The organism is Kallipyga massiliensis ph2, from assembly GCF_000311985.1.
GTDB lineage: Bacteria > Bacillota > Clostridia > Tissierellales > Peptoniphilaceae > Kallipyga > Kallipyga massiliensis.
Genome location: NZ_HE978585.1, coordinates 1,069,443 through 1,093,819 on the forward strand (window position 1 = coordinate 1,069,443; position 24,377 = coordinate 1,093,819).

At 55.5% G+C, this 24,377-nt stretch carries 22 protein-coding genes and 1 riboswitch; of the genes, 18 read left to right on the plus strand and 4 right to left on the minus strand.

All coding sequences use genetic code 11. The features are described from left to right. Nucleotides 1-191: 191 nt before the first annotated feature. The 4 genes from HGKM_RS04845 to HGKM_RS04860 all read left to right on the plus strand — a co-directional run bounded on the left by HGKM_RS04845 (nt 192) and on the right by HGKM_RS04860 (nt 4,993). Complete coding sequence (locus HGKM_RS04845) at nt 192-797, plus strand: TetR/AcrR family transcriptional regulator (RefSeq protein WP_019134218.1); 606 nt, start codon at nt 192-194, stop codon at nt 795-797. A 44-nt stretch (nt 798-841) separates the two neighbouring features. After that, complete coding sequence (locus HGKM_RS04850) at nt 842-2,755, plus strand: ABC transporter ATP-binding protein (protein ID WP_019134219.1); 1,914 nt, start codon at nt 842-844, stop codon at nt 2,753-2,755. A 3-nt stretch (nt 2,756-2,758) separates the two neighbouring features. After that, on the plus strand, nt 2,759-4,495 hold the full coding sequence (locus HGKM_RS04855) for an ABC transporter ATP-binding protein (RefSeq protein WP_034578991.1): 1,737 nt from the start codon (nt 2,759-2,761) through the stop codon (nt 4,493-4,495). Nucleotides 4,496-4,537: 42 nt separating this feature from the next. Beyond that, a riboswitch (Fluoride riboswitch) is annotated at nt 4,538-4,609 on the plus strand. Nucleotides 4,610-4,669: 60 nt separating this feature from the next. Next, nucleotides 4,670-4,993: a hypothetical protein gene (locus HGKM_RS04860; RefSeq protein WP_154645926.1), complete on the plus strand. Its 324-nt coding sequence runs from the start codon at nt 4,670-4,672 to the stop codon at nt 4,991-4,993. Nucleotides 4,994-4,997: 4 nt separating this feature from the next. On the opposite strand, the gene HGKM_RS04865 is transcribed toward HGKM_RS04860, so the two are convergent. Beyond that, nucleotides 4,998-5,690: a hypothetical protein gene (locus HGKM_RS04865; RefSeq protein WP_019134222.1), complete on the minus strand. Its 693-nt coding sequence runs from the start codon at nt 5,688-5,690 to the stop codon at nt 4,998-5,000. A 148-nt stretch (nt 5,691-5,838) separates the two neighbouring features. On the opposite strand from HGKM_RS04865, the gene HGKM_RS04870 reads away from it, so the two are divergent. The 5 genes from HGKM_RS04870 to HGKM_RS08275 are packed head-to-tail and all read left to right on the plus strand — an operon-like array spanning nt 5,839 to nt 9,473. Next, complete coding sequence (locus tag HGKM_RS04870) at nt 5,839-6,339, plus strand: DNA-deoxyinosine glycosylase (RefSeq protein WP_019134223.1); 501 nt, start codon at nt 5,839-5,841, stop codon at nt 6,337-6,339. 19 nt (nt 6,340-6,358) lie between these two features. Beyond that, nucleotides 6,359-7,084: an FUSC family protein gene (locus HGKM_RS04875; RefSeq protein ID WP_019134224.1), complete on the plus strand. Its 726-nt coding sequence runs from the start codon at nt 6,359-6,361 to the stop codon at nt 7,082-7,084. Then, complete coding sequence (locus HGKM_RS04880; RefSeq protein WP_019134225.1) at nt 7,084-7,950, plus strand: bifunctional 5,10-methylenetetrahydrofolate dehydrogenase/5,10-methenyltetrahydrofolate cyclohydrolase; 867 nt, start codon at nt 7,084-7,086, stop codon at nt 7,948-7,950. The genes HGKM_RS04875 and HGKM_RS04880 overlap by 1 nt, the downstream gene beginning before the upstream one ends. After that, nucleotides 7,947-8,621: an aspartate/glutamate racemase family protein gene (locus HGKM_RS04885; RefSeq protein WP_019134226.1), complete on the plus strand. Its 675-nt coding sequence runs from the start codon at nt 7,947-7,949 to the stop codon at nt 8,619-8,621. Before HGKM_RS04880 ends, HGKM_RS04885 begins: the two co-directional genes overlap by 4 nt. Before the next feature lie 45 nt (nt 8,622-8,666). After that, complete coding sequence (locus HGKM_RS08275) at nt 8,667-9,473, plus strand: C39 family peptidase (protein WP_154645927.1); 807 nt, start codon at nt 8,667-8,669, stop codon at nt 9,471-9,473. A 52-nt stretch (nt 9,474-9,525) separates the two neighbouring features. On the opposite strand, the gene HGKM_RS04895 is transcribed toward HGKM_RS08275, so the two are convergent. Further along, on the minus strand, nt 9,526-11,052 hold the full coding sequence (locus HGKM_RS04895) for a 4Fe-4S dicluster domain-containing protein (RefSeq protein ID WP_019134228.1): 1,527 nt from the start codon (nt 11,050-11,052) through the stop codon (nt 9,526-9,528). Further along, nucleotides 11,049-11,321: a (2Fe-2S) ferredoxin domain-containing protein gene (locus HGKM_RS04900; RefSeq protein WP_019134229.1), complete on the minus strand. Its 273-nt coding sequence runs from the start codon at nt 11,319-11,321 to the stop codon at nt 11,049-11,051. The genes HGKM_RS04895 and HGKM_RS04900 overlap by 4 nt, the downstream gene beginning before the upstream one ends. A 180-nt stretch (nt 11,322-11,501) precedes the next feature. Between HGKM_RS04900 and HGKM_RS04905 the strand changes: the two genes are divergently transcribed. The 9 genes from HGKM_RS04905 to HGKM_RS04945 are packed head-to-tail and all read left to right on the plus strand — an operon-like array spanning nt 11,502 to nt 22,205. Further along, on the plus strand, nt 11,502-12,503 hold the full coding sequence (locus HGKM_RS04905) for an ABC transporter substrate-binding protein (protein WP_019134230.1): 1,002 nt from the start codon (nt 11,502-11,504) through the stop codon (nt 12,501-12,503). Between the two features lie 37 nt (nt 12,504-12,540). Further along, entirely contained in the window at nt 12,541-14,016 is a 1,476-nt protein-coding gene (locus tag HGKM_RS08280; protein ID WP_172634696.1) for an ATP-binding cassette domain-containing protein, read from the plus strand. Next, on the plus strand, nt 13,979-15,772 hold the full coding sequence (locus HGKM_RS04915) for an ABC transporter ATP-binding protein (RefSeq protein WP_019134232.1): 1,794 nt from the start codon (nt 13,979-13,981) through the stop codon (nt 15,770-15,772). Before HGKM_RS08280 ends, HGKM_RS04915 begins: the two co-directional genes overlap by 38 nt. Next, nucleotides 15,763-16,794 carry a 3-dehydroquinate synthase gene (gene aroB / locus HGKM_RS04920; RefSeq protein WP_019134233.1) on the plus strand — a complete coding sequence of 344 codons (1,032 nt, stop codon included), beginning with the start codon at nt 15,763-15,765 and terminating at the stop codon, nt 16,792-16,794. Before HGKM_RS04915 ends, aroB begins: the two co-directional genes overlap by 10 nt. Further along, nucleotides 16,787-17,923 carry a chorismate synthase gene (gene aroC / locus HGKM_RS04925; RefSeq protein ID WP_019134234.1) on the plus strand — a complete coding sequence of 379 codons (1,137 nt, stop codon included), beginning with the start codon at nt 16,787-16,789 and terminating at the stop codon, nt 17,921-17,923. The genes aroB and aroC overlap by 8 nt, the downstream gene beginning before the upstream one ends. 21 nt (nt 17,924-17,944) lie before the next feature. After that, complete coding sequence (locus HGKM_RS04930; protein WP_019134235.1) at nt 17,945-19,213, plus strand: shikimate kinase; 1,269 nt, start codon at nt 17,945-17,947, stop codon at nt 19,211-19,213. Beyond that, on the plus strand, nt 19,210-20,436 hold the full coding sequence (locus tag HGKM_RS04935) for a 3-phosphoshikimate 1-carboxyvinyltransferase (RefSeq protein ID WP_019134236.1): 1,227 nt from the start codon (nt 19,210-19,212) through the stop codon (nt 20,434-20,436). The genes HGKM_RS04930 and HGKM_RS04935 overlap by 4 nt, the downstream gene beginning before the upstream one ends. A gap of 21 nt (nt 20,437-20,457) precedes the next feature. Further along, nucleotides 20,458-21,486 (plus strand): 3-deoxy-7-phosphoheptulonate synthase, encoded by a 1,029-nt coding sequence (locus tag HGKM_RS04940; RefSeq protein ID WP_019134237.1) that lies wholly within the window; start codon nt 20,458-20,460, stop codon nt 21,484-21,486. Then, a complete protein-coding gene (locus tag HGKM_RS04945; RefSeq protein WP_019134238.1) occupies nt 21,483-22,205 on the plus strand; it encodes a type I 3-dehydroquinate dehydratase in 723 nt (240 codons plus the stop codon). The genes HGKM_RS04940 and HGKM_RS04945 overlap by 4 nt, the downstream gene beginning before the upstream one ends. Here HGKM_RS04945 and ppk1 read toward each other — a convergent pair. After that, nucleotides 22,202-24,376: a polyphosphate kinase 1 gene (ppk1, locus tag HGKM_RS04950; protein ID WP_019134239.1), complete on the minus strand. Its 2,175-nt coding sequence runs from the start codon at nt 24,374-24,376 to the stop codon at nt 22,202-22,204. The two genes, HGKM_RS04945 and ppk1, sit on opposite strands and share 4 nt — an antisense overlap. Nucleotide 24,377 lies beyond the last annotated feature (1 nt).

Here is a 24,377-nt window from a genome sequence, read left to right on the forward strand (position 1 = left end):
GTTTAATTTATTTTTAATAGAAATCGGCTATTTTTTATTTTTCGCAACAGATTGATTCTGCTTTCTTATAAAAGGAATTATGCTTAAAAAATTTTTTTGAAAAAAAGGGAAAAAGTTAGTTGACCTTAACATTTTGATCGATTATACTAAAAACCGACAAGAGTGTCGGTTTTTTGAGGGAGCAGTTGCGCATGGAAAAAAAGAAAGAAAAAATTGGGCAAATCAGACGGAGAGAGATCCTGGAAGCGGCAAAAAAGGTCTTTCTACGGAAGGGATTCGCAGATACGGTCATGGAGGATATCATCCAAGAAACATCCCTCTCCCGAGGCGGGGTCTATTACTATTACATAAACAAAGTGGATATCATGCACGATCTCATGAAGCAGGGCATAGACTACCGGGTGGGACAGGTGAAGGCTTTTATGGCCGCATATTCCGGCAGGATGGATCAAATGGCCATAGCTGAGATGATGGTCGACAAGATCCTGGACCGGAGCGACCTAATGAGCCTCTATGCCATGTATCTCCAGGCTCAAAAAACCAACCAGGAGCTTCGGGCGCTTTTTCCGGTCCTGGTTCAGGAGAACTTCCAAGCTGTATCCGCCGGGATGAAGGAAGGGGAGGATCCAGCCTTTCAGATGATGACCAGCCGATTTCTCATTGCTTTCATCAATACCATGATCTTGGGTTGTGAGACCTTAGAGGGGGCCAGGGATAGCTTCCTCCGCAATCGATCCTTCCTGGTGGAGATCCTGATGGCCTTTATTAAAGCCTATGAAAATGGAAAAGTGGATTAATTTTTTAAGGAATAGTTAGCCATAACTAACGTAAGGAGTACGGTATGAGAAGAAAAAAAGGGGAAAAAGAAAGGGTTGGATTCCCTTCGGACCCCAAAAGAGAAAAAGAAGAAAGCCTTGTCAAGGAGATCGACAGCCTCCAGCTGAATGTGCCGGATGAGGTGATGGACCGGATTGATAAGGTCCTTGAGGAAAGTAAAGCTCGGGAAAAGATCACCATGGGAGGGCTCTCCAAAGACCTCATGAGCCTGGCCCCGGAATACCAAGGGAAGATGCGACTTTCCATCTTCCTGGCCTGCTTGGGTGAATTGTTCGGTTTCGCTGTCTACTTTTTTAGCGCCTATGCGGCCGGTTGGCTGATCAAACGGGCCGGAGGGGAGGACCTTCCTTTTTCGGACCTACTGACTTGCGCCCTATTCGCCATGGCCTCCCTGGCCCTTTATTTTGCCCTGACCGGTTTTAGCACCATCCTTTCTCACAAGACCTCGTTTGCCATCCTGGCCAAACTGCGCCAGACTCTTTTTGAAAAGCTGCAAAAGATCCCCTTGGGTTACCTGATCGACCACCCGGTTGGCAAATTGAAAGTGGTCATCATGGACCGGGTGGGGGATATGGAGGATTGGGTGGCCCATACTATGCCGGAACTCCCCAGTCGCATGCTCCACCCCCTATTATGCTCTGCCATTTTATTCTACCTGGATTGGCGGATTGGCCTATCCGTCTTTGCTCCCTTGCCGATTGTCATGGTCGGCATGGCCATCATGATGTATAAATATCGAGCCAGGATGGCCATTTGGCTGTCTTCGTATGCCAATGTGGCGGAGCGGAGCGCCGAATACATACGCGGGATTCCGGTCATCAAGGCCTTCGTTCAGGACCAGGCATCCTACGGGAAGTTTGCGGATGCTGTCAAGTTTTACCATTTTTCCACCATGAAGTGGTGGGAACAAAGCTGGCTGGGCCAGGCTTTGATGATGGCCGCCTTCATGACCCCCCAACTTGTCAGTCTGCCCCTGGCTTTTTCCTTGTACGGACAGGGTCAAATCACCATAGAAACCTTCCTCCTTGCCTTGGTCCTGCCCATCTCCATACTGCCCCAGGCCTTCACCATCATGATGAGTTTTGAGCTCTTCCAGATGGCTTCCTCCAATTGGATGGAGATCAAGGAGATTTTGGACTTGCCGGAGCAAAAGCGGCCGGATCCGGGGAAGCGACTGAGCCTGGACCACAATCAGGGGATAACCTGGGACAAGGTGACTTTCTCCTACAACAAGGGCAAGGAAGTCTTACATGGGATTTCTTTTGAGACCACACCGGGTCAGGTTACAGCCCTGGTTGGGCCTTCAGGCGGGGGAAAATCCACCATTGCTAAGCTTCTGGCCGGTTTTTGGGATCCTTCCTCAGGAAAAATCACCATCGGGGGTGTAGACAGCCAGGCTCTCTCCTTCCAGCAGCTGGCGGAAGAGATATCGTATGTCTCACAGGACACCTTCCTTTTTGATGTGTCCATCCGGGACAACATCCGTCTGGGCAAACCCGATGCCAGCGAGGAGGAAATCATCCAGGCGGCCAAGGCGGCTCATTGCCATGATTTTATTATGGAAATGCCTGAGGGTTACGACACTCCGGCAGGAGAAGCTGGAAAAGCCATGTCGGGCGGGGAGTGCCAGCGGATCACCCTGGCACGGGCCATCCTCAAGCCCGCGTCCACCATCATCCTGGATGAGGCGACCGCCTATGCTGACCCGGAAAATGAAGCCCTCATTCAAGAAGCTATTTCCCACCTGGTCAGAGGGCGGAACCTCCTGATCGTTGCCCACCGCTTGAACACCATCCAAGGTGCCCAACAAATCATCTTGATCGATAAAGGACGAATTGTCGCCAAGGGACGGCATGAGGAACTCTTGCAAAACTCTCTCTATGCCCGCCTCTGGAAACCCTTTGTGGGGGAGGAATAAATCATGAAATTTATCCGACTATCCTTACAATTGGCTGGTTCTTATAAAAACCGTTTGAAAGGAGGCATGGCCCTAGTCTTCTTGCGGAATGCCTCCATCTTGATCAGCTTTTTTGCCCTCTTTCTCGCTTTTAGCTGGATAAAGGAGACGACACCAGCCCATGCCTGGATCCTCTTTGCCGTCCTCTTTGCCTCCTTCCTTTTTAACTTCTTGACTGGCTGGGGAAAGAGCATCTTGAGCGATGGGGTCTTCTTTGGCATTTTCAAAGACTACCGCTTGCAGGTGGGCGAAAAATTAAAAAAAGCCCCCATGGGCTACTTTGCCGACCAGCGATTATCAAGGATTCTGGCGGCCTTTACCAACGTCATGAAGAGCCTGGAGAACTACTCAGCCATGAGCATCGACTTTGCCATATCAGGCCTATCCTGCTCCTTCTTTCTCCTGGTGGGCATGACCGGCGTCAATAGTAAAATGGGCATCTTTACTTTGTTTTGCTTGTCCATCATTTGGTTCTGCGTCTTCCGGATGGTCCACCTGGCCAGGAGGGAGGTGGAAAAGGAACATGCGGCCATCACGAAATTAGGTGATGCCCTGGTGGACAGCATTTCCGGGATTCCTGTCCTCCGAAGCTTTCCTGCGATTGAATCCGGTCTGGTTGAGGAGATCCATTCCGAATTAAAAAATGCTTCCGAAGGGCTTCAAAAAACTCAGGTCCATTTTGAAACGGTCTTTGTCCTCTACTCCCGATTGTTCATGACCCTCATCAACCTCTCCAGCTTGGGCATCACCCTTTTTGCCTGCTATCTTTACGCCAAGGGTCAGGTTCTTTTGCCCCAGGCCTTGACTGTTTCTGCTGCCGGTTTCATGATCTTTGAGGGCCTCAAGCCCTTGGAAAATGCCGCCATCCTCATGGTGAAAAATCCGGCCAATATGCAGTACCTGGAGGAGGTCCTCGACATTCCTGAAATCAGGGAGGGAAGGGAGGAAATGGGGGACAAGCAGGACATCGTCTTTGACCAAGTCCGCTTCGGCTACACGAAAGAAAGGCCTGTCCTGGACAACCTGTCCTTCACCATCCCTCAGGGATCCAGGACAGCCATTGTGGGCCCTTCCGGCTCGGGAAAGACCACCATCATCAACCTCATGGCCCGTTTCTATGATGTGGACCAAGGACGGGTACTTATCGGGGGGCGAGATATTAGGGACTACAAGGTAGGAAGCCTCCTGCAGAACCTTTCCCTGGTCTTCCAGGACGTCTATCTTTTTCAAGATACCATCGAAAACAATATCCGCTTCGCCCGTCCCGATGCCAGCGATGAGGAGGTAGTGGCTGCTGCTAAAAAGGCCCATTGCCACGACTTCATCATGGACCTTCCGCGGGGCTACCAGACCATGGTGGGCGAGGGAGGAAGCTCCCTTTCCGGTGGAGAAAAGCAGAGGATATCCATAGCCAGGGCCCTTTTAAAGGAGGCGCCTATCATCCTACTGGATGAAGCAACCAGTTCAGTGGATCCGGAAAATGAGGCGGAAATCCTTGCCGCCATCGAGACCCTCACCCAAGGTCATACCGTGATCTCCATCGCCCACCGACTGTCAACGGTGAGAAAGGCGAATCAGATTTTAGTCATCCATGAGGGGCATCTTGTTCAGGAAGGGAAGCACGAAGACCTGGTGAAAGAGAAAGGAATCTATGCGGACTTTATCCGGGCCCGGGAGCTGGCAGCAGAATGGAGGCTTTAAAAAGCCCGCCAATCCATTCGAAAGCCCATCGAAAAAGTGGTAGAATAATCGGGGAATGAAGTACTCCCTTGGGAAACCTAAACCGCTGCGTAAGCTGATGACTTCTGTCTCTATTGTCAGGAGTCATCGGTTTTTTTATTGCTGAAGGAGGCCCAGGGACAAGGTGCCCAAGTCATGGATTTCATCAATATCCCGGTCTCCATCGTCATGGGAATCCTCTTGGGGCTCCTGACAGGTTATGTCCTCCAGGCTTTCTTTGAATGGGCCTATCGTCGGGATCATCTTATTAGGAACAGCGTGAAGGTCATTCTCGTCATGGCCTTTGCCTTTCTCCTTTTGGTTGTTGAAGAAGCTCTGGAGGGAGTGATTGCCGTCTCCGGCTTATTGGCTGTGGTCAGCATGGCCCTCATGATCAGAAACCGGTCGGTCGGGGTTTGGATATCCACAAAAAAGACCCCTCTTTCCGTGAAAGAGAGGGTCTTCTGTGTGATTTCCTAAAACACTAGTCCTGGATTTCATTCCCAAGCTTCCCCTCATGGACCCAAACATCCTGCTGAGGATCCTTGAGTTCGGGGTTGACCACGGAATGCGCAAACTCGGCATCTTGCTCGAATCCATCACCGGGAAATTTGGCATAGATAGTGACGGAGCTGAGGTTCTGGTTGGTGGCCTCCATGGTGTAAAGGTCAGCCGGGAAGTGAACATCCTCGAAGGAAAAAGTAAGATTCACGATCCGGTTGGCCTTAAAATCTACTTCTGTCTCCACCGGGTTCGGAAGGAGATCGTCCGACTGGTCGCCATGATAAAAGAACAGTTGGCCTCGGAACTGGGCCTTGCATTTTGACGAAACCAGGGGACTGGTGAGAAGCCCTTCCATTCCCGGAAGGGGATGGACTTCGAGGGTAACCAGGAGCTTCTTTCCTTCCATGTCGAATCGAAGGTCCTGGATAGAGATTGAATCGACCATGGCTTTGGGGGGAAGGATATAGGGATTCTCCTCGCCGGGAGTGACTTCTTCGCTTTCCATGACTTGGCTTTCCTGGGGGGATTCTTCGGAAGAGGAAGCCTCTATCGGGGTCGAAGACTCTTGGCCTAGTTGCTTATCTCCTTTCTTGGAGGAGATGAGCATAGCGCTTTCAATGAGGATGATAATGAGCAGGCCTCCAATGACGAAGTAACTAGTCTTTTTTTTCATCGTAAGCTCCTTTCGTTTTCGGAAAAACGATTTCTATATTTATTATACTTCTTATAATAAAATCCAACAATCTCCATTAAAAGTCCAAAGGTCATGTCCCTTCTCTGGTAAAATAGAAAAATAGAGTAATAAAGAGGAGGGGAATTGGATGAGGGAGAAAAATGACTATTTGACCATTACCCATCCGCTGGAACCTGTCTTTGACAAGGATTCGCGGATCCTTATCCTGGGCTCCTTTCCCTCCGTGAAAACCAGGGAGTATGGCTTCTTTTATGGTCACCCCCAAAACCGATTTTGGCCCCTGATGGGGATTCTTTTCGGGGAGGAGGTCGGGTCGAGCCCGGAAGAGAAAAAGGCCTTCCTCCTCCGCCACCGGATTGCTCTTTACGACGCCATCTACCGGTGTGATATCATCGGGTCTAGCGACGCCTCTGTAAAAAACGTGGTTCCGTCCGACCTGGATGAGATTTTTCGGCAGGCAAAGATTGATCAGGTTTTTTGTAATGGAGGAACAGCATACAAGTATTACCAGAAGTACCAGGCGGCTCAGCTAGGGATGGAGGGGGTTCGATTACCTTCAACCAGCCCTGCTAATGCCCGCTACCGGATGGAAGATCTGGTGGATGCCTGGTCTCTGATTTTGAGATAGAGAAAGGGTAAAAAGTTTCATGAAAAAATCAAAGGGATACCTATCCTATTTGGAAAAACTGAAGCAGGAGGATTCCGTCCTCCGCCTTCAGGCCTACAATACGGGAAACATGATCCTGGTCAATTCGCCGGGCATGCGGATTTTTAAGACCTGTCTGGCCATCCTCCTGTGTTTGACAGTGGACTACTTTCGGGGGGCTTCCAACTTTTATGATGCCGCCATCGCTACCATCGTCACTCTCCGGCAGGATACCAAGAGGACATGGAAGGCGGGATTTTTCCGGGTCTTAGGCACTCTCGCAGCCGGGATTTATGCGACCTGCTTCGTCACCTTGGTTTCCAACTATACGAGCCTGGAGCGCTATTCCTTACCCTATCTTCTTTTGGTTGGCCTTTTTGTCATCCCCCTGATGCAGATTTTGGTTCTCCTGAATCAGAGGGATACGGTCACTATCGCCACTATCGTTTTTCTTCTGATCTGCGTATCGGATTCGGCCAACAAGCAGCCGGCTGTCTATGCCATGACCCGGGTCATCAACAACATTATCGGGGTCATCATCGCCCTCTTCATCAACTGGTTCCCGCCCCTCAACAAACTGGGCGACCGCTACGATAAGAACCGACAGAGGGCCTACATCAACGCCGACCTGATCCAGGTCCGCTTGAGCGAATTGGAAGAGGAGTTAGCCGAGAAGGAGGCCGGGAGTGAGGAAGAGGAGAAAGCAGACCGGGGAAAGGAGGAGTGATGGCAAAGCTATTGCTAGCAAAAGAAGTCAACCGAGGAATCGAGGCCGGTTGGCAGGCAGATCTTGAGGACTTAAAGGGGAGGCGAGTCACCCCCAAGTTGGCCATGGTCCGCTTGGGTGAAAAGGGCCCCGACCTTTCCTATGAAAAGGGAATCAGAAAGAAGATGGACAGCTATGGCCTGGCCTATGAGTCGGTGGTTTTTCCCGAGGGTGTGGAAGAGGAAAGGCTCATCCAAAGCCTGGAGGCCCTGGGTCGGGACCCGGATATCCACGGTATCCTCCTTTTTCAGCCTCTTCCGGAGGGAATGGATGAGAGGCGGGTCAAAGAAGCCATCAAGCCTATCAAAGATGTGGACTGCGCCACAGCCTACAACCTGGGGGCCACCATGGCGGGCTGGCCGGAGGCCTATGCCTACTGTGCGCCGGCCGCCGTTATGGAGCTTCTTGACTATTACGGGATTCCGGTGAAAGGAAAAAACATCTGCATCATCGGGTCCGGGCTTGTTGTGGGCAAGCCCCTGGCCATGCTCCTCGTCAACGCCCTGGCTACGGTCTCCCTGACCAATGTCTTTACCGAAGATGTGACCCTCTTTTCCAAGAAAGCGGATATCCTCATTTCTGCCGCCGGGGTCCCCGGCCTGGTTGATGAGACCTATGTCCGGGAGGGCCAGGTGGTCATCGATGTGGGGACGACCTATAAAGAGGGAAAGCTCAGGGGGGATATCAATCGGGAGAAGGTGGAGCCCATCGTAGCGGCCCTGACCCCAACACCGGGAGGCATTTCCGGGATTACAACAACGATCCTTGCCCTACACTTGATTCAGGCAGCGAAAGAATTAACTTTTGAAGAAAGGGGACAACGATGATGATTGCCGTAGTAGCCGGAACGCCGGTCGATACCAAGATGGGAGTAGCCATCATGGAAAAGGAGGGCTATGATACCCTCTCTTATCCCATGGCCAAAAGCCCGGAAGACCAGACCAAGCTCCAGTATTTTTCCCAGGAGGAATTGGACCGGGCCTTCCAGGATATGGTAAGCGAGGCGAAAGAAAAGGGAGCTCAGGGGGTCTACATCAACTGCAATTCCTTATCGGCCTCCCTCCATTATCAGGAGGCGGAGGAGAAGATCGGTCTCCCCATTATCACCCCCCTGGAAACCTACCGGAACCTGCCTAAGGAACTGACTTCGGTGGTCGTCCTTGCTGCCAACGGGGTTTCAGCCTACCGGGTGGATGAGATCATCCGAGAGGCCCAGCCGGACATCAAGACGGTCTGCATGGGGAATCTCTCCATCGTCGAATCCATTGAAAAGGAGAAGGCCAGTTCGGATATCGTCCGCGACCTCAACCTAAAGGGCCTCCTGTCCTATTTTGAGGGGATCCGGGACCCAGAGTACCGGGTGGATGCCATCATTCTGGCCTGCACCCACTTTCCCTACATCAAAGAGGCCCTGCATAAAGAAACGTCCATTCCTATCATTGACCCCAAGGATGATATGGTGGACCGCTTAAAAAAAGCCCTGAAGGCTCAGAAGTAAATCTTCCCTGCCCACCATTTGCCCATTCATGAAAAGGAAAAAACCATGAAATCAACCAAGTCCGAAAAAGATAGAGTCCTTTTTCTCCTCTCCATCCTCATCCTCTTCGCCCTCCTGGCGGTCTCCTTCTTTTTAATTCGGGAGATCCTCCGGCCCAGCCCCTATTCCGGATCGGAAGGAAAGGGGGAGATGACAAGCGGGATGGAGTCCGGGGGAAGTCCGGGCTATGGGCCCTCTTCCGGTGATCATGAGGAGGAAATTCGGGATCCGGGCCAGGACCTGGTCATCATGGAGGACAGCAAATCAGATATTCCGCGATCCTTCCTCAAACTCCGTCCCAAGATTGTAGAAGATGAGGAAAAGACCATGGCCATTCCTTATCTCATGCAGAAGGACGGGCGGTGGAGTCAGCGGGGAATGGGGGAATCCACGGTAGGAGAAGCCGGCTGTGGACCCACCTGCATGGCCATGGTGGCCATGTCCCTGACCCGAAACTATGCCTTGACCCCCGACCTTGTGGCGGATGAGCTTTTGGCCGGGAACTACTATGTGGAAGATATCGGGACCAAGTGGACCTATATGAGCGAGGCCCCTGCCATGTATGGATTCCATGGGAAGGAAATCGGCAACCAGCCGGAAGACATCTTGAAGGAGTTGGACCAAGGCCGGGTCCTGATCGCTTCAGTCAAGCCGGGGGACTTCACCAATCACGGCCATTTCATCGTCATTGCGGGAAAGGAAGGGGACCAGATCCGCGTCCAGGACCCCAACTCCTGGACACGGACCAAGCAAAGTTGGTCCCAGGAACGACTCTTCCCCCAGATCAAAAATGCCTGGTCTTACTATAAATAGAAAAAAGGCTGTGTTGAGTTCTTTGCTCCACACAGCCTTTGCTTTATTCACTTTATTTTGAAGTAGCCGGTTTATAGACGGGCTTGTCTTCTTCCGGAATATTGGTGTTATCGGCCGGTGACTTGAAGGGCGAGGCCTTGGAAAATTCGGTGTTGGCCTTCCGGGCCTTGTGGCGAGGAACGACGATGCCGGGGCCTCCAATACAGCCGCGTTCACAGGCCATCCCTTCCAGGAGGTGGCCTTTTTTGATGCCGGCCTTAGCCAGGCGCATGAGCTTGACACATTCATGAAGGCCTTCCGCATTGTCGATGAAGATCTTGCGGTCGGGCTCCAGCTCATGGATCCGGTCCACGACAGCCTGGGCGACGCCACCGGCGACCCCGTAGGCCCGGCCGGTTTGGGAGGCATCCTCCCAGACTTCATCGGTCTCAATAGCCGATGGTTCGATATCCCTGGCGACGAACATGCCCAGGAGCTCCTCATAGGTGATGACGAAGTCCACATAGTGCTTGACATTTTCCTGGAGGGCTTCCAGCTTCTTGGAGATGCAGGGGCCGATGAAGACCACCTTGGCTTCGGGATGGTCTTTCTTGATCTGCATGGCCGTGTAAATCATGGGGGTGGAGGAGTCGGAGATGAGGTCATTTTCCGTGGGGAAATTCTGCTCCACCATGAGCTTCCAGGAATAGCAGCATGAGGTTCCCATATAGGCTCTTTCCTTGGGAACGGTCTCAATGAACTCTTCCGCCTCATTCATGGTGGTCAGGTCGGCACCCAGGCCGACTTCCACCACATCCTTAAAGCCCAATTCTTTGATGGCGGCCTTGACCTGGGAAGGCTTGGTCAGGGCACCGAATTGACCGGTGAAGGAGGGGGCGATGATGGCGTAGTGTTCATGGCCCTCTTTCATATTCTTAATCACCTGGTAGATCTGGGACTTGTCGGCGATGGCGCCGAAGGGACAGGCGGTGATGCATTGGCCGCAGGAGACGCACTTGTCCGGGTTGATGGTGGCTCGGTTCAAATAGTCGGATTCGATGGCTTGAACCCCGCAGGCATCCTCACAAGGGCGGCCCGTCTCAACGATGGCGTCATAGGGGCATTCTTTGATGCACTTCTTGCACTTGATGCACTTGTCTTGGTTAAGGTCCATCTTGTCCTTGCCGGTGGAGATAGCGTTTTTGGGGCAGACATTCATGCAGGGGTGGGCCAAGCACTTCCGACAATTGTCCGTGACGGTAATGTGGTGGGTGGGGCAGGCTTCACAGGCGATTTTGATGACGGAGACCAGGGGTGGCTGGTAGACCCGTTTTGCCACATCCACCTCTTCCAAGCCGTCGGTGATATCGTTCGTGTCGGCAGCTGTCCGGGCATCCAGGCCCAGGGCCATACGGAGTCTTTCGCCGTAAACGGCCCTTTCCCGGAAGATATTCTCCCGGTAGGAGGCCACTTCTCCGGGGAGGGCCTCATAGATCTCGTGTCCAATGTTATGTAAGTCGTCATCCTCATAGGCCATCCGAGCAATGGCGGCGAAGGCCATACGGCGGATATTGAGAACGTCTACATACGAAGACTTCATGCTTTCTCCTTTTCCAACCCATTCAAGATCGCTTCCATCAATTCAGGGACCTTGGCATTTTCAAAGGCCACATCGTCGACGAAAACAAGGGGGGAAACCTTCTTCTCTTTACAGCGACGGTCGCAGCGAATAATTTCGATGTTGAGGACCGCATCAGCGGGAATTCCGGGATACTCATGGAGATTCTCCTGGAGTTCCTCTAACTGTTCGATGATACCGCTGGCACCGTAGAGGGTGCACTTGGCTCCGGTACAAATTTTGACATCCATGCTTTCACCAACTTTCTTTCATACGTATAGATAGAACACTCCTTTCCTATTCTACCAAGAATTATCGAGAAATGCTCCTCATGGGTCGGAAATCTTTCTCCGGCTTCCTTTTCCGCCTTGGATTTTACCCCGGCCCCCGGGTGGCTTATAATAGAGGAGGTAAATTAGAAAGGAAGCAATATGAATATGAAGAAAACAAAATTCTTAAGGATAAAGATTTTGGCCCTAGCTTTTGCCCTTCTCTTCGTGGTCACGGCCTGTGGCCCCCAAAAGCCGGAGGCTGCCATCAAGATGGTGGCTCTCAAAGGGCCGACCTCCATGGGCCTGGCCAAGCTCTTCAAAGACCAAAAAGAGGGAAAGTCCAAGAGCCTGGCCTCCTATACCATCGCAGCCAGCCCCGACCAGGCGGTGACCGCCTTTACCAGCGGAGAAGCGGATTTGGCCACAGTTCCCTCCAATCTTGCCGCCCTCCTCTACAAGAAGCTGGAGGGGGATGTCCAGGTCCTCCACATCAACACCCTGGGCGTCCTCTACATTGTTGATCCCAAAGGTCAAGTCCACAGCCTGGAAGACCTTAAGGGGAGGACCCTCTATGCTTCCGGAAAGGGAGCCAGCCCGGAATATATCTTGTCTTACCTTCTGGATGAAAAGGGGATTGACCGGGAGTCCATCAACATCTCCTGGCAACAGGACCATACCCAGTGCCTCCAGGCCTTAACCAAGGATCCCGAGGGCCTGGCCCTCCTGCCCCAGCCCTTTGTGACCGTGGCCCAGACCAAGATGAAGGACCTGAAAGTCGCCCTGGACCTGACCCAGGAGTGGGACCGGGCCCAGGAAGGCAAGGATCCCGCCTCAGCCCTGGTTATGGGGGTGACCATCGCCCGGAAGTCCTTCATGGACAAGAATAAGGCCCTAATCGACCTCTACTTGAAAGAGGCCCGGGAATCCCTGACCTATGTTTTAGACCATTCTGAGGAGGCCAGTCGGATCATTGATGAGGACTTGGGCATCATCAAGGCCCCGATCGCCCAAAAGGCCCTTCCCCATTGCAATTTGGTCTATATTGACGGCCAGGAAATGAAGGATAAGCTCGGGGGCTACCTATCCGTCCTCCAAAAAGAGGATCCCAAGTCCGTGGGGGGAGAGGTCCCCGGGGATGATTTCTACTATTTAGCAAAATAAGATCGTCATATTTCATCTGTAGTAAAGGGGAGGAATGATGAGGATGCCGGCTTGGCTGAAAAGAGGAGGTGGAAAATCCGGCCCCATCCTTTTTTGGATGGGGCTTTGGTTCCTGGCGTCTTTCTTCGTCAACAGTCCTCTTCTTTTCCCCGGCCCCCTGGATGTTCTGGGGGCCCTGGCCCGGTTTATTTTTGAAGGGGACTTTTACCTCCGCCTGGCTTCCTCCAGCCTCCGGATCCTGTCGGGTTTCCTCCTGGCCTTCCTCATGGGCGTCGGATTGGCCCATCTTTCCTGGCGTCGGCCCTCTCTGGAGGCCTACCTCCGGCCCCCGGTCCAGGTCATGCGGGCCATCCCCATGGCCTCCTTTGTCATCCTGGCCCTTTTCTGGCTGGCCCCCATCCGGCTTTCCCTGGTCATCCCCTTTGTGGTCGTCTTTCCCCTCATTTATACGAACACCCTCGAGGGATTCCGGTCCACCCCGGTCTCTATGTTGGAAATGGCCCGGGTTTTCCGCCTCCCATCCCGTGAAGTCTTTCGGGCCATCCTCCTTCCCTCCGCCTTTCCCCAGGTCCTGGCCGGGGCGGAAACCGGGATGGGAATGGCCTGGAAGTCGGGGGTAACTGCAGAAATCATCGCCACGGCGGCCCCCTCCATCGGCGAGGCCCTCTTTGATGCCAAGCTTTACTTGGACTTGTCCGGCCTCTTGGCCTGGACCCTGGTCCTTCTCTTGGTCGCCGCCTTGTTTCAAAAACTTTTCCGGGCCCTCCTTCATGTGATGATGAAGGCCCTTGCGAATCTGCCGGCCAGGGGCCCCCGGCCGGAAGGGCCTACTATGGACCAAGAGGGGCCCCTGGTGGACCTTTGTTCGGTCAGCAAGTCCTTTGACAAGGGGAGGGTCTTAGACCGGGCCAGTCACTCCTTTCAGCCCGGGAGTCTGACCTTTCTCCTGGGGCCATCGGGGGCCGGCAAGACCACCCTGGTCCGCCTCCTTTTGGAATTGGAGGAAGCGGATGAAGGCGAGATAAAGAGGAGGGAAGGCCTGACCTTCTCGGCGGCCTTCCAGGAAGACCGCCTGATCCCCTCATGGACCGTCCGCCAGAACCTCCTTTTGGTGGGGCCGGACCGGTCAGGCGACCTTGACCTTGAGCTTCAAGCCCTGGACCTGGAGGGGGAGGGGGAGAGCCCGGTAGAAGCCTTATCCGGAGGGATGAGGCAGAGGGTCTCCCTCCTCCGAGCCGGACTGGCTCCGGCCGACTTCCTGATTATTGATGAACCCTTCCGCGGCCTGGACCGGGCCAGCCGGGACCGGACGTGGACCTGGCTTAAGGACAGGGCCTTTCCCCGCTTCCAAGCGGTCCTTTTGGTCTTTCATGACCCGGAGGACCTGGATGCCCTTTCCCTTTCCCAACCCCCCGTCATCCTCCGACTGGAGGAGACCGGGCGGCTGGAAAGGCTAACCGATAGAAAGAGTCTCTATGACCCAGCAAACAACGACAAAAAAATCCAACCTTGAACTGATGGCCATCCTCCGCCCCTACTATAAAAAGAATGCGGGCCTCCTGGCCAAGGATCTCTTCTGTGCCGCCTTAACGACGGTATGCGACATCGTTCTTCCCCTCATCCTGTCCCGAATTACGGATACGGCCACCCGGGATGTGGCCAACCTGACGGTGGCCTTTATCGGGAAAATGTCGGCCCTCTACCTGGTCCTCCGCCTGGTGGAGATCGCCGCCCGCTACTTTATGCAGGGGACCGGCCACATCATGGGGGCAAAAATTGAGATGGACATGCGGTCGGACATGTACCGCCACCTCCAGACCCTGCCCCATGCCTATTTTTCCACCCACAAGACCGGCCACATCATGTCCAACCTGACCAATGACCTTTTTGATGTGACCGAGTTTTCCCACCACTGTCCGGAAGAGTACTTTATCGGGGCCATCAAGCTCCTGGCCTCCTTTATCATCCTGATCCGGGTGGATATCCTCCTAACCTTGATCCTCTTTGCCCTCATCCCCTTGTATTTTTATGTATCGGCCAAGTTCCGCCACCGCCTCCGCCAGGCCCAGATGGACCAGAGGCGGAAGATCGGGGACATCAACGCATCCATCGAGGATTCCTTCCTGGGCTTCTCCGTGGTCAAGTCCTTTTCCAACGAGGATGTGGAGGAGGAAAAATTCCAAAAGGATAACTCCGCCTTTCTCAAGATCAAGAAGGAATTCTATTATGCTATGGCCGCCTTCCAGTCCGTTTCCCGGATCTTTGATGGCCTCATGATGCTAACTGTCCTCATCTTCGGCGGCCTCTCCCTGGTTTGGGGGCGGATCAGCCCGGGTGAGTTCGTGGCCTATATCCTCTACACCCAGACCCTCCTGGTGACCCTGGCCCGGATCATCGAATTTACTGAGCAGTTCCAGCGGGGGATGACCGGCCTGGAGCGCTTCGACGGGGTCATGTCGACTCGGTCGGATATCCAGGAAAAAGAAGGGGCCCTGGACCTCAAGGAGGTCCGGGGAAGGTTGGACTTCGACCGGGTCTCCTTCACCTACCCCAATGCGGATGAACCCGTTATTGACGACCTGGATCTCGCCATCGAAGCCGGCCACCAGCTAGCTATCGTCGGGCCGTCCGGCGGGGGAAAGACTACCCTGACCAACCTCATCCCCCGCTTCTATGACGTGACGGGAGGAGCCATCCGGATCGATGGCCACGATATCCGGGACCTGACCCTCTCTTCCCTCCGCAACAATATCGGGATCGTCCAGCAGGATGTCTACCTCTTCTCGGACACGGTCGGGGCCAATATCGCCTACGGGAAGCCCGGGGCTAGCTATGAGGAAGTGGTTCGGGCAGCCAAGCTGGCCGGGGCCTATGACTTTATCATGGACCTGCCGGACGGCTTTGATGCCTATGTGGGCGAGCGGGGGGTCATGCTGTCGGGAGGACAGAAGCAGAGGATTTCCATCGCCCGGGTCTTCCTTAAGAACCCGCCCATCCTGATTTTGGATGAGGCCACTTCGGCCCTGGACAACCAATCCGAGCGCTTCATCCAGGAGTCCCTGGTCCGCCTGTCCAAGGACCGGACTACGGTGATCATTGCCCACCGGCTTTCGACCATCCGGGATGCGGAGGAGATCATCGTTCTTTCCGAAGGAAAAATTCAGGAGCGGGGGACTCACCAGGACCTCATGGCAGCTCGTGGGGCCTACTATGATCTCTACCAAGGAGGCCTGGATGGGGATGTAGAGGAGGATAAGGCATGGATTTAGAAATCAAAGGAAGGGACCGGGACTACCGGATCCACCTGGGTCGGGGGTCCCTCCGGTCCCTGGGCCACTATATGGACCTGAACCGGAGGGTCCTCATCTTAGCCGATGAGGACATTCCCGACACCTACCTTGACCAGGTGGCCTGCCAATGCCAATCCCCCTGCCCGGTCCGAGTCCCCTCCGGAGAGGGGGCCAAGAGCCTGGAAAGCTACGAGTCCATCCTTCGGGCCATGGTGGAGGAGGGATTTACCCGGAGAGACTGCCTCCTGGCCCTGGGAGGTGGGGTCGTTGGGGACCTGGGGGGATTTGTGGCGGCCAGCTACATGAGGGGGATTGATTTTTATACGGTCCCCACCAGCCTCTTGGCTCAGATCGACTCCTCCATCGGTGGAAAGACGGCCTTGAATTTTGGGGGGTTTAAGAATATGATTGGGGCCTTCCACCACCCCCGGTCGGTGGTGGTGGATCCGGATACCCTGGACAGCCTCCCCGACCGCCAATTCAGGAACGGGATGGGGGAGGTGATCAAGACAGCCGCCATCCTGGACCCGGACCTTTACCGGGCCCTCTGTGACCACGAGGCGGAGGACCGGATGGAGGAGGTCATCATGGCCTGCCTCCGGTCCAAGGCCCGGATCGTCGAGGAGGACTTTACCGACCATGGGGTCCGCCAGGTCCTGAACTTCGGCCATACCGTGGGCCACGCCATCGAAGCCTCATCAGACCTCCTCCATGGGGAGTCGGTGGCCGTGGGCATGACCTACTTTGCCTCGGCCGGAGTCTTGGAAAGTCTCCTCCCTCTCCTGGAATCCTACGGTCTTCCCACCCGGACCCCTGTCCCGGCGGTTACCCTCTTCCGGGCCATCCTCCACGACAAAAAGCTGGACCGGGGGGAGGTCCGGGCCATCTTCCTGGAGGAAGTGGGCCATCCGGAAATCCGTCGGATCAGCCTGGAGGAGATGGAAGACCTCCTTCAGAAGAAGGAAGAAGAAAATGTCAACAAGGAGGACACCCGTGTCTGATCTTTTTGGAAAATCCGTCCAGCTCAGCCTCTTTGGAGAAAGCCATAGTCTGGGCATGGGCTTTGTATTAACCAACCTCCCTCCGGGCCTCCCCATTGACAAGGACTATATTGAAGAGGCCCTGGGCCGGCGGCGGGGTCTGGAATCCGTATCCACCCCCCGTCGGGAAAAGGATGATTATGTCTTCCTTTCCGGGATCCGAAAGGACCCGGAATCCGGGAGGATTTGGGCTTCCGGAACCCCCCTGGCTGTCTTAATCTGGAACAAGGACTTGGATGCCAAGCCCTATGAGGATCTTAAGGACCTCCCTCGGCCCAGCCATGCGGACTACACCGGAAATATCCGCTACCGGGGCTTCCAGGACTACCGGGGCGGGGGGGCTTTCTCAGGTCGTTTGACCTGTCCGGTGGTTTTTGCCGGGGCCATGGTCCGGAAGGTCCTGGAAGACCGGGGGATTTTCGTTGGGAGTCATATTGCCCAGGTCGGCCCCCTGGAAGACAGTCGATTTGCAGACTGCGGGGACCCGAAAGAGGCAGTGAAGAGAGTGGCGAAATCCGACTTTCCCCTGGTGAATGATGACCTTCGGTCCGACTTCCTGACCCTCCTGACCCGGGCCAGGGAGGAGAAAGATTCCCTGGGTGGCCGGCTGGAGACCATGGTTACCGGATTGGGGCCTGGCTATGGGAGCCTCTTTTTTGATAAGTTGGATGCTCGCCTGGCCCACGCCATCCTGACCATACCCGGGGTAAAGGGAATTTCCTTCGGATCGGGTTTCCAGCTGGCGACGATGAAGGGGTCCCAGGCCAACGACCCCATGGTCATGACCAAAAAGGGGCCGAGCTTTCTGACCAACCATTCGGGGGGGATCCAAGGGGGGATTTCCAACGGCATGCCTCTGGTTTTCCAAACGGTCGTCAAACCCACCCCCTCCATCGGAAAGGTCCAGAGGACGGTCAACCTGAAAACAGGTAAAGAAGAGGAGATCCACATTCGCGGCCGCCACGACCCGGCCATCGTCCACCGGGTCTATGAGGTGGTCAATTCCTTAACCGCCCTGGTTCTTTTTGACTTGATTTTGTCCCAGGAGGGTCCGGATTCCTTTCTTTCTCCGGAAGATCCCCGGTCCTGACCGAAAACGAAAGGAGGGACCATGCATACCTACGGACTCTTAGGCTGGCCCTTGGCCCAGAGCTTTTCTCAAGACATCCACCGACGCTTGGCGGACTATTCCTATGCCTATTTTGAAGTTCCTCCCGACTCCTTTGCCGAATTTATGACCCAAAGGGCCTTCCGGGCCATTAATGTGACCATTCCCTACAAGGAGGCGGTCATTCCCTATTTGGAGGGGATGGATGAGGGGGCCTGGGCCTGTGGGGCGGTCAATGTGGTGGTCAACCGGGAGGGAAAGCTCTACGGTTACAATACAGACGTCCTGGGCATGGAGGAGGGGCTAGGCAGGGCCGGCTTCTCCCTGGCCGGCAAGTCCGCCCTGATCTTGGGAACGGGGGGGACTTCCAAAACCGCCGCCTATGTCCTGAGGAAACTGGGGGCCGGCCGGGTCCGGAAGGTCTCTAGGACCGGGCGAGAGGGGGCCTTGACCTACCAGCAAGCCCTGGTTCTTGAGAAGGATGTGGACTTTTTGATCAACACCAGCCCGGTGGGCATGGCCCCGGACCCCATGGACCGTTTAGCCATCCCTCCCTCCGCATTCTCCAAACTGGAGGGGATTTATGATGTGGTCTACAACCCCATCCGGACGCCCCTGGTTATCCAAGGAGAAAAGGAGGGAATTCCCTCCATCGGCGGCCTCTATATGCTGGTCCTCCAGGCCTTTTATGCCGCCCGGCTCTTCCTTGACCAAGACCTGGACCGGAGTAAAGCGGATAGGGTCTTCCGGGACTTAGTGGCAGAAAAGCGGAATATCGTCCTGACCGGGATGCCGGCTTCGGGCAAGACCACTGTGGGTCGTTTCCTGGCCTGGAAGATGGGACGGAAGCTGGTGGATACCGACCGGGTCATTGAAGATCGAACCGGACGCCACGTCTCGGAGATTTTGCTGGAAGAGGGGGAGGAGGCCCTACGAGACCGGGAGGCCAAGGTCATCTCGGACCTCCGACTGGAGACCGGTCTGGTTATTTCCACCGGGGGCGGAGCCATCCTCAAGGAGGAAAACCGGGATGCCCTACGGGCCAACGGCCTGGTCTACTTCCTGGACCGTCCGGTAGGAGAACTTTTCTCCACCTACCGCCGTCCCTTGACGCCCAACCGCCAGGCCATGGAGGACCGCTACCGGGAACGGGTGGACCTCTACCGCCAGGCCGATGTTCACTTGGATATCCGGTCCATGGAATCCGACCAGGTGGCAGAGAAAATCATGGCCGATTGGCCCCGACAGTGCCTGATGGGGGGGCGGTTATGACCATTGAGATTTTTCCCTGCCGACTGGAGGGTCGGGTTGAACTCCCGCCTTCCAAGAGCCAGGCCCACCGGGCCCTCTTTTTAGCCTCTCTTTCGAGTAGGGAGACCTTCTTCCGTCCCTGGGAGGAGAGCCGTGATCTCCTAGCCAGCCGGACCGGTCTGGAGGCCCTGGGTGCCGTCATCCATAAGGAAGGGGAGGGGGTCAGGGTCCATGGACCCTTGGCCGGTCGGGGCGGGGGAGACCGGTCCCCCCTCACCATCCCTGTAGGGGAGTCGGGGACCAGCCTCCGCTTCCTCATCCCCCAGGCTATTGCCCTTGACAGACCGGTCCTTTTTCAGGGGGAGGGCCGGCTCATGGACCGCCCCCTGGATGCCTTCCAAGCCCTTTTCACTGCCCGGGACTTAACCTTCAAGAGGGAGGGAGACAGGCTCCTGGTCAAGGGGCCCCTGGAAGCCGGGGACTTTGTCCTCCCGGGGGACGTCTCCTCCCAGTTCCTCTCCGGCCTCCTCCTGGCCCTTCCCCGCCTGGAGGGGAGGTCCTCCTTGACGGTGACCAAGCCCTTGGTCTCCACCCCTTATCTTGAGATGACCCTGGCCATGATGGAGGATTTCGGCCTGGCCTATGAGGTCCGGGACCGGGGAGACCGGATAATCTATCTTGTGGAAGGCCCCCAGGAGCCCTCGCCAAAAAAACTGACCCTGGAAGGGGACTGGTCCAACGGAGCCGCCTTGGATCTCTTTAACCTCATTGGCAGCCGAGTGGACCTGAACCGTCCGGAAGGCTCCAGCCTCCAGGGAGACCGGGACTACCCCCGGTTTTTCCAAGCCCTGGTCCGGGGCCCCGGTCGGGTGGACCTGGAGGACCACCCTGACCTGGGACCCATTCTCTTCAGCCTGGCCGCCTTGAAGGGCGGAGGTGATTTCACAGGGACCCGTCGGCTCAAGGACAAGGAATCCTCCCGGGCCCAGACCATGCAGGAGGAGTTGGCCAAGCTGGGCATCGAGGTCCGCCTGGGAGAGGACTGGGCCCGGGTGGAGGCCGGATCTCTCCATCCGCCAAGGGAAACTCTTTCTAGCCATGGTGACCACCGCCTGGTCATGGCCCTGGTCCCCCTGCTGACCATCACCGGGGGAATTTTAGAGGGAGAGGAAGCTGTAGACAAGTCCTTCCCCTCCTATTTTGAAAAGCTGGAAAGCCTATCCCTGAACTACCGCCGTCTTTAAGTCATGAGAAAGGAGGCTGAGATGAAAGAAATACGAGACCTGCCCCTTCCCGGGGACTTGAAGAAAGACCTTCCTCTTTCTTCTGTTTCCGCCTGCCTCCGCCGGTCTAAGATTCGGGAAATGAAGGAAATTCTAACCGGCAGGGATGACCGCCTCATTCTTGTCATCGGCCCCTGTTCTGCCGACCGGAAGGGTCCAGTCATGGATTACATCAAAAGGCTAGGCCGCCTCCAAAAGGAAGTGTCCGAACAAATTCTCCTGGTCCCCCGGGTCTACGTCGAAAAACCCCGGACCCGGGGAACCGGATATAAAGGGATGGTGGAATTTCCCGACCCCCTGAAAGGCCCCGATCTCTCCCGTGGGCTTTTCGCCAGCCGGGACCTCCTCCGGGAGGTCCTGGAGGAAGGCTCTTTTGCCCCGGCCCTGGAGCTGGTCTATCCCGACCACTATGCCTACTTTGATGACCTCATGGCTTACCTGACCATCGGGGCCAGGTCGGTGGAAAGCCCGGGTATCCGGATGTTAGCCTCCGGTATGAACCTCCCGGTGGGGGTCAAAAATCCCACATCGGGCGACCTCTCGGTGGCCATGGCCTCCCTCCTCTCCATCCAGATGGCCCAGCGCTTCCCCTACCGGGGGAAGGAGTGGGAGAGCTTGGGCAACCCCTATGCCCACCTCATCCTCCGAGGTTACAGCGACCGGACGGGCCGGCCCAGGCCCAATTTTGGCCCGGAATTCCTGGAAGAGGTCCGGGACCGGTTCAAGGAAAGCAGGGCAATGAACCCCGCCGTCCTAGTGGATGCCAACCACTCGAATTCCGGCAAGGATCCGGACCGGCAGGTGGATATTATTCGCTCCCTCATGGACCTTCGTTCCCGCTTGCCCTGGGTCAAGACCCTGGTCAAGGGTTTCATGGTGGAATCCTATCTCCTGGATGGGGCCCAGGCTGAGGATGGGATCGTGGAGGGGAAGTCCATCACCGACCCCTGTCTGGGCTGGGAAAAGACCCGGACCCTCCTCCTGAACCTGGCCCAAGGAGGGAGAAGATGAAGCTGGTCGTCTGCCTGTCGGCAAGGAACCGGGAAGAGGCTATGGCTCGATTGAACCTTTTGGAGGGCCTGACCTATGACTTCCTGGAATTTCGGGCAGATGCCTGGGACCGAGCCTGGACTGGGGAAAGTCTCCTGACCATCGTCCGGACCATCAAAAGAAGAATCGGCCCCCACCCCCTGATTTTGACCCTCCGAACCGCCCGTGAGGGAGGGGAAGATTCCGGGATGGATGAGAAGAAAAAGGCGGTTATCCTGCACGACCTCCTGGAGGCCTGTCTGGAAGGGGGCCCGGGACCTGACCTGGTGGACCTGGAATGGTCCATGGGGAGGGAGGAAGTTAAGAACTTGGGAGACTTGGTCCGGACGAAAAGGATGGGCCTCATCCTCTCCGCTCACCGCTTTGATGGTCCCTACTCCGCCCGGGAGGCGGAGGACCTTTACCTGGATATGGTGGAAGCTGGGTCCGACTACCAAAAGCTGGCTTTCCGGGTGGACCGGTCCGAGGACTTGGAAGGACCCTCCCAAGGCTTGGCCCGGGCCATGGACCGGAGGCCGGACATCCGTCCCATCCTGGTCGGGATGGGGGAGGCGGGTCGGGCCAGCCGCCTGCCCGGCCCGACCAATCCCTCTCTTTGGACCTTTGGATGTCTAGGAAAAAAAACCGCCCCCGGCCAGATAGAGGCGGAGGCGGTCAGTCGCTTGCTGAATAAAAATTAGGAAAAGAAGGACTTGATTCTCGTCCAGAGGGAGGGTCCTTTTTTTTCGTCCGAAGGAAGCTTAACCAGACTTTTTGAGGACTCTTCCATGAAGTGGTTTTGGGCGATAAAGGGATCCCTTCCATCTTCGATGGGGTGTAAGTCCCCGTCAGGGCCGAAGACTCGGCTTTTTTTGTTGTCCTGGAATTGCCGGTTCATGAAGTCCAGTATTTCTTCTTTGATCTGGGGGTCATAGACCGGACAGAGGATTTCCACCCGGTGTTCGGTGTTCCGGGTCATGAGGTCGGCGGATCCGATGTAGATCTTGGGATCCTCCTTGCCGAAGATATAGACTCGGGCGTGCTCCAGGAAGCGGCCTACGATGGACCGGCATTCCACGTTCTCGGTCTTGCCCGGGATTCCGGGAAGGAGGCAGTTGATCCCCCGGATGATCATCTGAACCCGCCCCCCGGCCTGGGAGACATCCGCGACCTTGTCGATGAAGTCCCGGTCGGTGAAGGAGTTCATCTTGAAGAAGCAGAAGCCCTCAGGGCCTTTTTCCTTTTCATTTTCCATGAGGTCGAGGAGGGTGGGTTTGACGGTGGAGGGGGACTGGAGGAGGTGCGTGTAGGATCCGAAGAGGTTGCCCAGCTGGAGGTTGCGGAAGAAGTTGTTGGCGTCGTTCCCGATCTCTGGGTCAGCGGTCATGAGGGAGAGGTCGGAATAGCCCATGGCCGTTGATTCATTGTAGTTTCCTGTCCCGATTTGGGTGATATAGGACCAGGAGTTCCCGTTCTTTAGGGTAAGAAGGGTGACCTTGGAGTGGACCTTATAGCCTCCCATTCCGTAGATGATGTCGCAGCCGGCATCGTAGAGCTCACGGGAGTAGTCCAGGTTGGACTGCTCATCGAACCGGGCCCGGAGTTCCATGAGGACCAGGACTTCCTTGCCGGCCTCGGCCGCACGGCAGAGGGCATCCACCAGGCGGGAGTTGTTGGCCAGGCGGTAGATGGTGATTTTGATGGAGACCACCCGGTCATCATGGGCCGCCTGGTCCATGAGCTTGAGGTAGGAGTCCATGGAATCGTAGGGGTAGGAGAAGAGCCAGTCCTTTTCCCGGACCTTCTCGATCAGGTCGCCGGAGAAGCCCATCCGCTCACCCAGACGGGGGAGGTAGCGGTCGTAGGTGTGGTTGATCATGAAGTCCCGGTCCAGGTATTCCTTGAGTTCGGAGACATAATCCATGGCCAGGGGCGCATCGGACTGGATGATCTGGTCGGGCTCCAGGCCCAGTTCTCCGCAGAGGAAATCCACAAAGGCTTCTTTGTCCTTCTCATTGACTTCCACCCGGACGGCCTGGAGGCGGTTTCTCTTTTTCAGGATTTTTTTCATCAAGGACCGGTAGTCCACATCTTCATAAGAGACCTCATCATCCGCAGACAGGTCGGCATTCCGGGTAACCCGGATGATGGTCTTCTGAAGGATCTCGAACTTGGGATAGCAGAGGTCCACATGTTCATAGAGGACCTTAGAGGTCCGGATGAAGGGGTAGCCCAAATCCGTGGGCAGCTTGATGATTTTGGGGAGGAAGTTGGGGATGGGGACGATCCCGTAGGTGACTTTGCCCTTTTTCTCCAGCTTAAGAATGACGTACTCCGACTTGTTCTCCAGGAAGGGCAGGGGACGGTGAAGGGAGAGGGTCTGGGGGGAAAGGATGGGGAAGATATAGTCCTGGAAATACTTTTTCACCGCCCGGACCTGGGCATTGGTCAGCTCATCAATGGTGAGGTTATAGACCCCATACTTCTCGAATTCCCGGTCAATTTTTTCAAAGACCCGGTCTTTGAGAAGATAGAGTTCCTGCATCTTTTGGAAGATGGCCCGGAGCTCGCCGGAAGGGGTCAGCCCGCTCTTGTTGTCGATATTATCCTCATTAAAGAGGGCCAGGTCGGTCAGCCTGCCCACCCGAACCATGCAGAACTCATCCAGGTTGGAGCAGAAGATCTTAATAAAGTTGAGCTTTTCAAAAAGAGGGACGTCGTCATCCAGGGCTTCCTCCAGGACCCGGCGGTTGAAATTGAGCCAGGAGAGCTCCCGGTTTTGGGTGAATGAGGTGTCCCATTTTTCGTTTTCATTGGGGGTATTATCGGCCACGGGGATGTTGTCTGCCAAACGGTTTTCGCCAAGGTCCATC

What these genes read in the sequence shown, in the direction of transcription:
- HGKM_RS04845 (WP_019134218.1), top strand. Translation starts at nt 192, where the DNA reads ATGGAAAAAAAGAAAGAAAAAATTGGGCAAATCAGACGGAGAGAGATC.
- HGKM_RS04850 (WP_019134219.1), top strand. Translation starts at nt 842, where the DNA reads ATGAGAAGAAAAAAAGGGGAAAAAGAAAGGGTTGGATTCCCTTCGGAC.
- HGKM_RS04855 (WP_034578991.1), top strand. Translation starts at nt 2,759, where the DNA reads ATGAAATTTATCCGACTATCCTTACAATTGGCTGGTTCTTATAAAAAC.
- HGKM_RS04860 (WP_154645926.1), top strand. Translation starts at nt 4,670, where the DNA reads ATGGATTTCATCAATATCCCGGTCTCCATCGTCATGGGAATCCTCTTG.
- HGKM_RS04865 (WP_019134222.1), bottom strand. Translation starts at nt 5,690, where the DNA reads ATGAAAAAAAAGACTAGTTACTTCGTCATTGGAGGCCTGCTCATTATC.
- HGKM_RS04870 (WP_019134223.1), top strand. Translation starts at nt 5,839, where the DNA reads ATGAGGGAGAAAAATGACTATTTGACCATTACCCATCCGCTGGAACCT.
- HGKM_RS04875 (WP_019134224.1), top strand. Translation starts at nt 6,359, where the DNA reads ATGAAAAAATCAAAGGGATACCTATCCTATTTGGAAAAACTGAAGCAG.
- HGKM_RS04880 (WP_019134225.1), top strand. Translation starts at nt 7,084, where the DNA reads ATGGCAAAGCTATTGCTAGCAAAAGAAGTCAACCGAGGAATCGAGGCC.
- HGKM_RS04885 (WP_019134226.1), top strand. Translation starts at nt 7,947, where the DNA reads ATGATGATTGCCGTAGTAGCCGGAACGCCGGTCGATACCAAGATGGGA.
- HGKM_RS08275 (WP_154645927.1), top strand. Translation starts at nt 8,667, where the DNA reads ATGAAATCAACCAAGTCCGAAAAAGATAGAGTCCTTTTTCTCCTCTCC.
- HGKM_RS04895 (WP_019134228.1), bottom strand. Translation starts at nt 11,052, where the DNA reads ATGAAGTCTTCGTATGTAGACGTTCTCAATATCCGCCGTATGGCCTTC.
- HGKM_RS04900 (WP_019134229.1), bottom strand. Translation starts at nt 11,321, where the DNA reads ATGGATGTCAAAATTTGTACCGGAGCCAAGTGCACCCTCTACGGTGCC.
- HGKM_RS04905 (WP_019134230.1), top strand. Translation starts at nt 11,502, where the DNA reads ATGAATATGAAGAAAACAAAATTCTTAAGGATAAAGATTTTGGCCCTA.
- HGKM_RS08280 (WP_172634696.1), top strand. Translation starts at nt 12,541, where the DNA reads ATGAGGATGCCGGCTTGGCTGAAAAGAGGAGGTGGAAAATCCGGCCCC.
- HGKM_RS04915 (WP_019134232.1), top strand. Translation starts at nt 13,979, where the DNA reads ATGACCCAGCAAACAACGACAAAAAAATCCAACCTTGAACTGATGGCC.
- aroB (WP_019134233.1), top strand. Translation starts at nt 15,763, where the DNA reads ATGGATTTAGAAATCAAAGGAAGGGACCGGGACTACCGGATCCACCTG.
- HGKM_RS04930 (WP_019134235.1), top strand. Translation starts at nt 17,945, where the DNA reads ATGCATACCTACGGACTCTTAGGCTGGCCCTTGGCCCAGAGCTTTTCT.
- HGKM_RS04935 (WP_019134236.1), top strand. Translation starts at nt 19,210, where the DNA reads ATGACCATTGAGATTTTTCCCTGCCGACTGGAGGGTCGGGTTGAACTC.
- HGKM_RS04940 (WP_019134237.1), top strand. Translation starts at nt 20,458, where the DNA reads ATGAAAGAAATACGAGACCTGCCCCTTCCCGGGGACTTGAAGAAAGAC.
- HGKM_RS04945 (WP_019134238.1), top strand. Translation starts at nt 21,483, where the DNA reads ATGAAGCTGGTCGTCTGCCTGTCGGCAAGGAACCGGGAAGAGGCTATG.
- ppk1 (WP_019134239.1), bottom strand. Translation starts at nt 24,376, where the DNA reads ATGGACCTTGGCGAAAACCGTTTGGCAGACAACATCCCCGTGGCCGAT.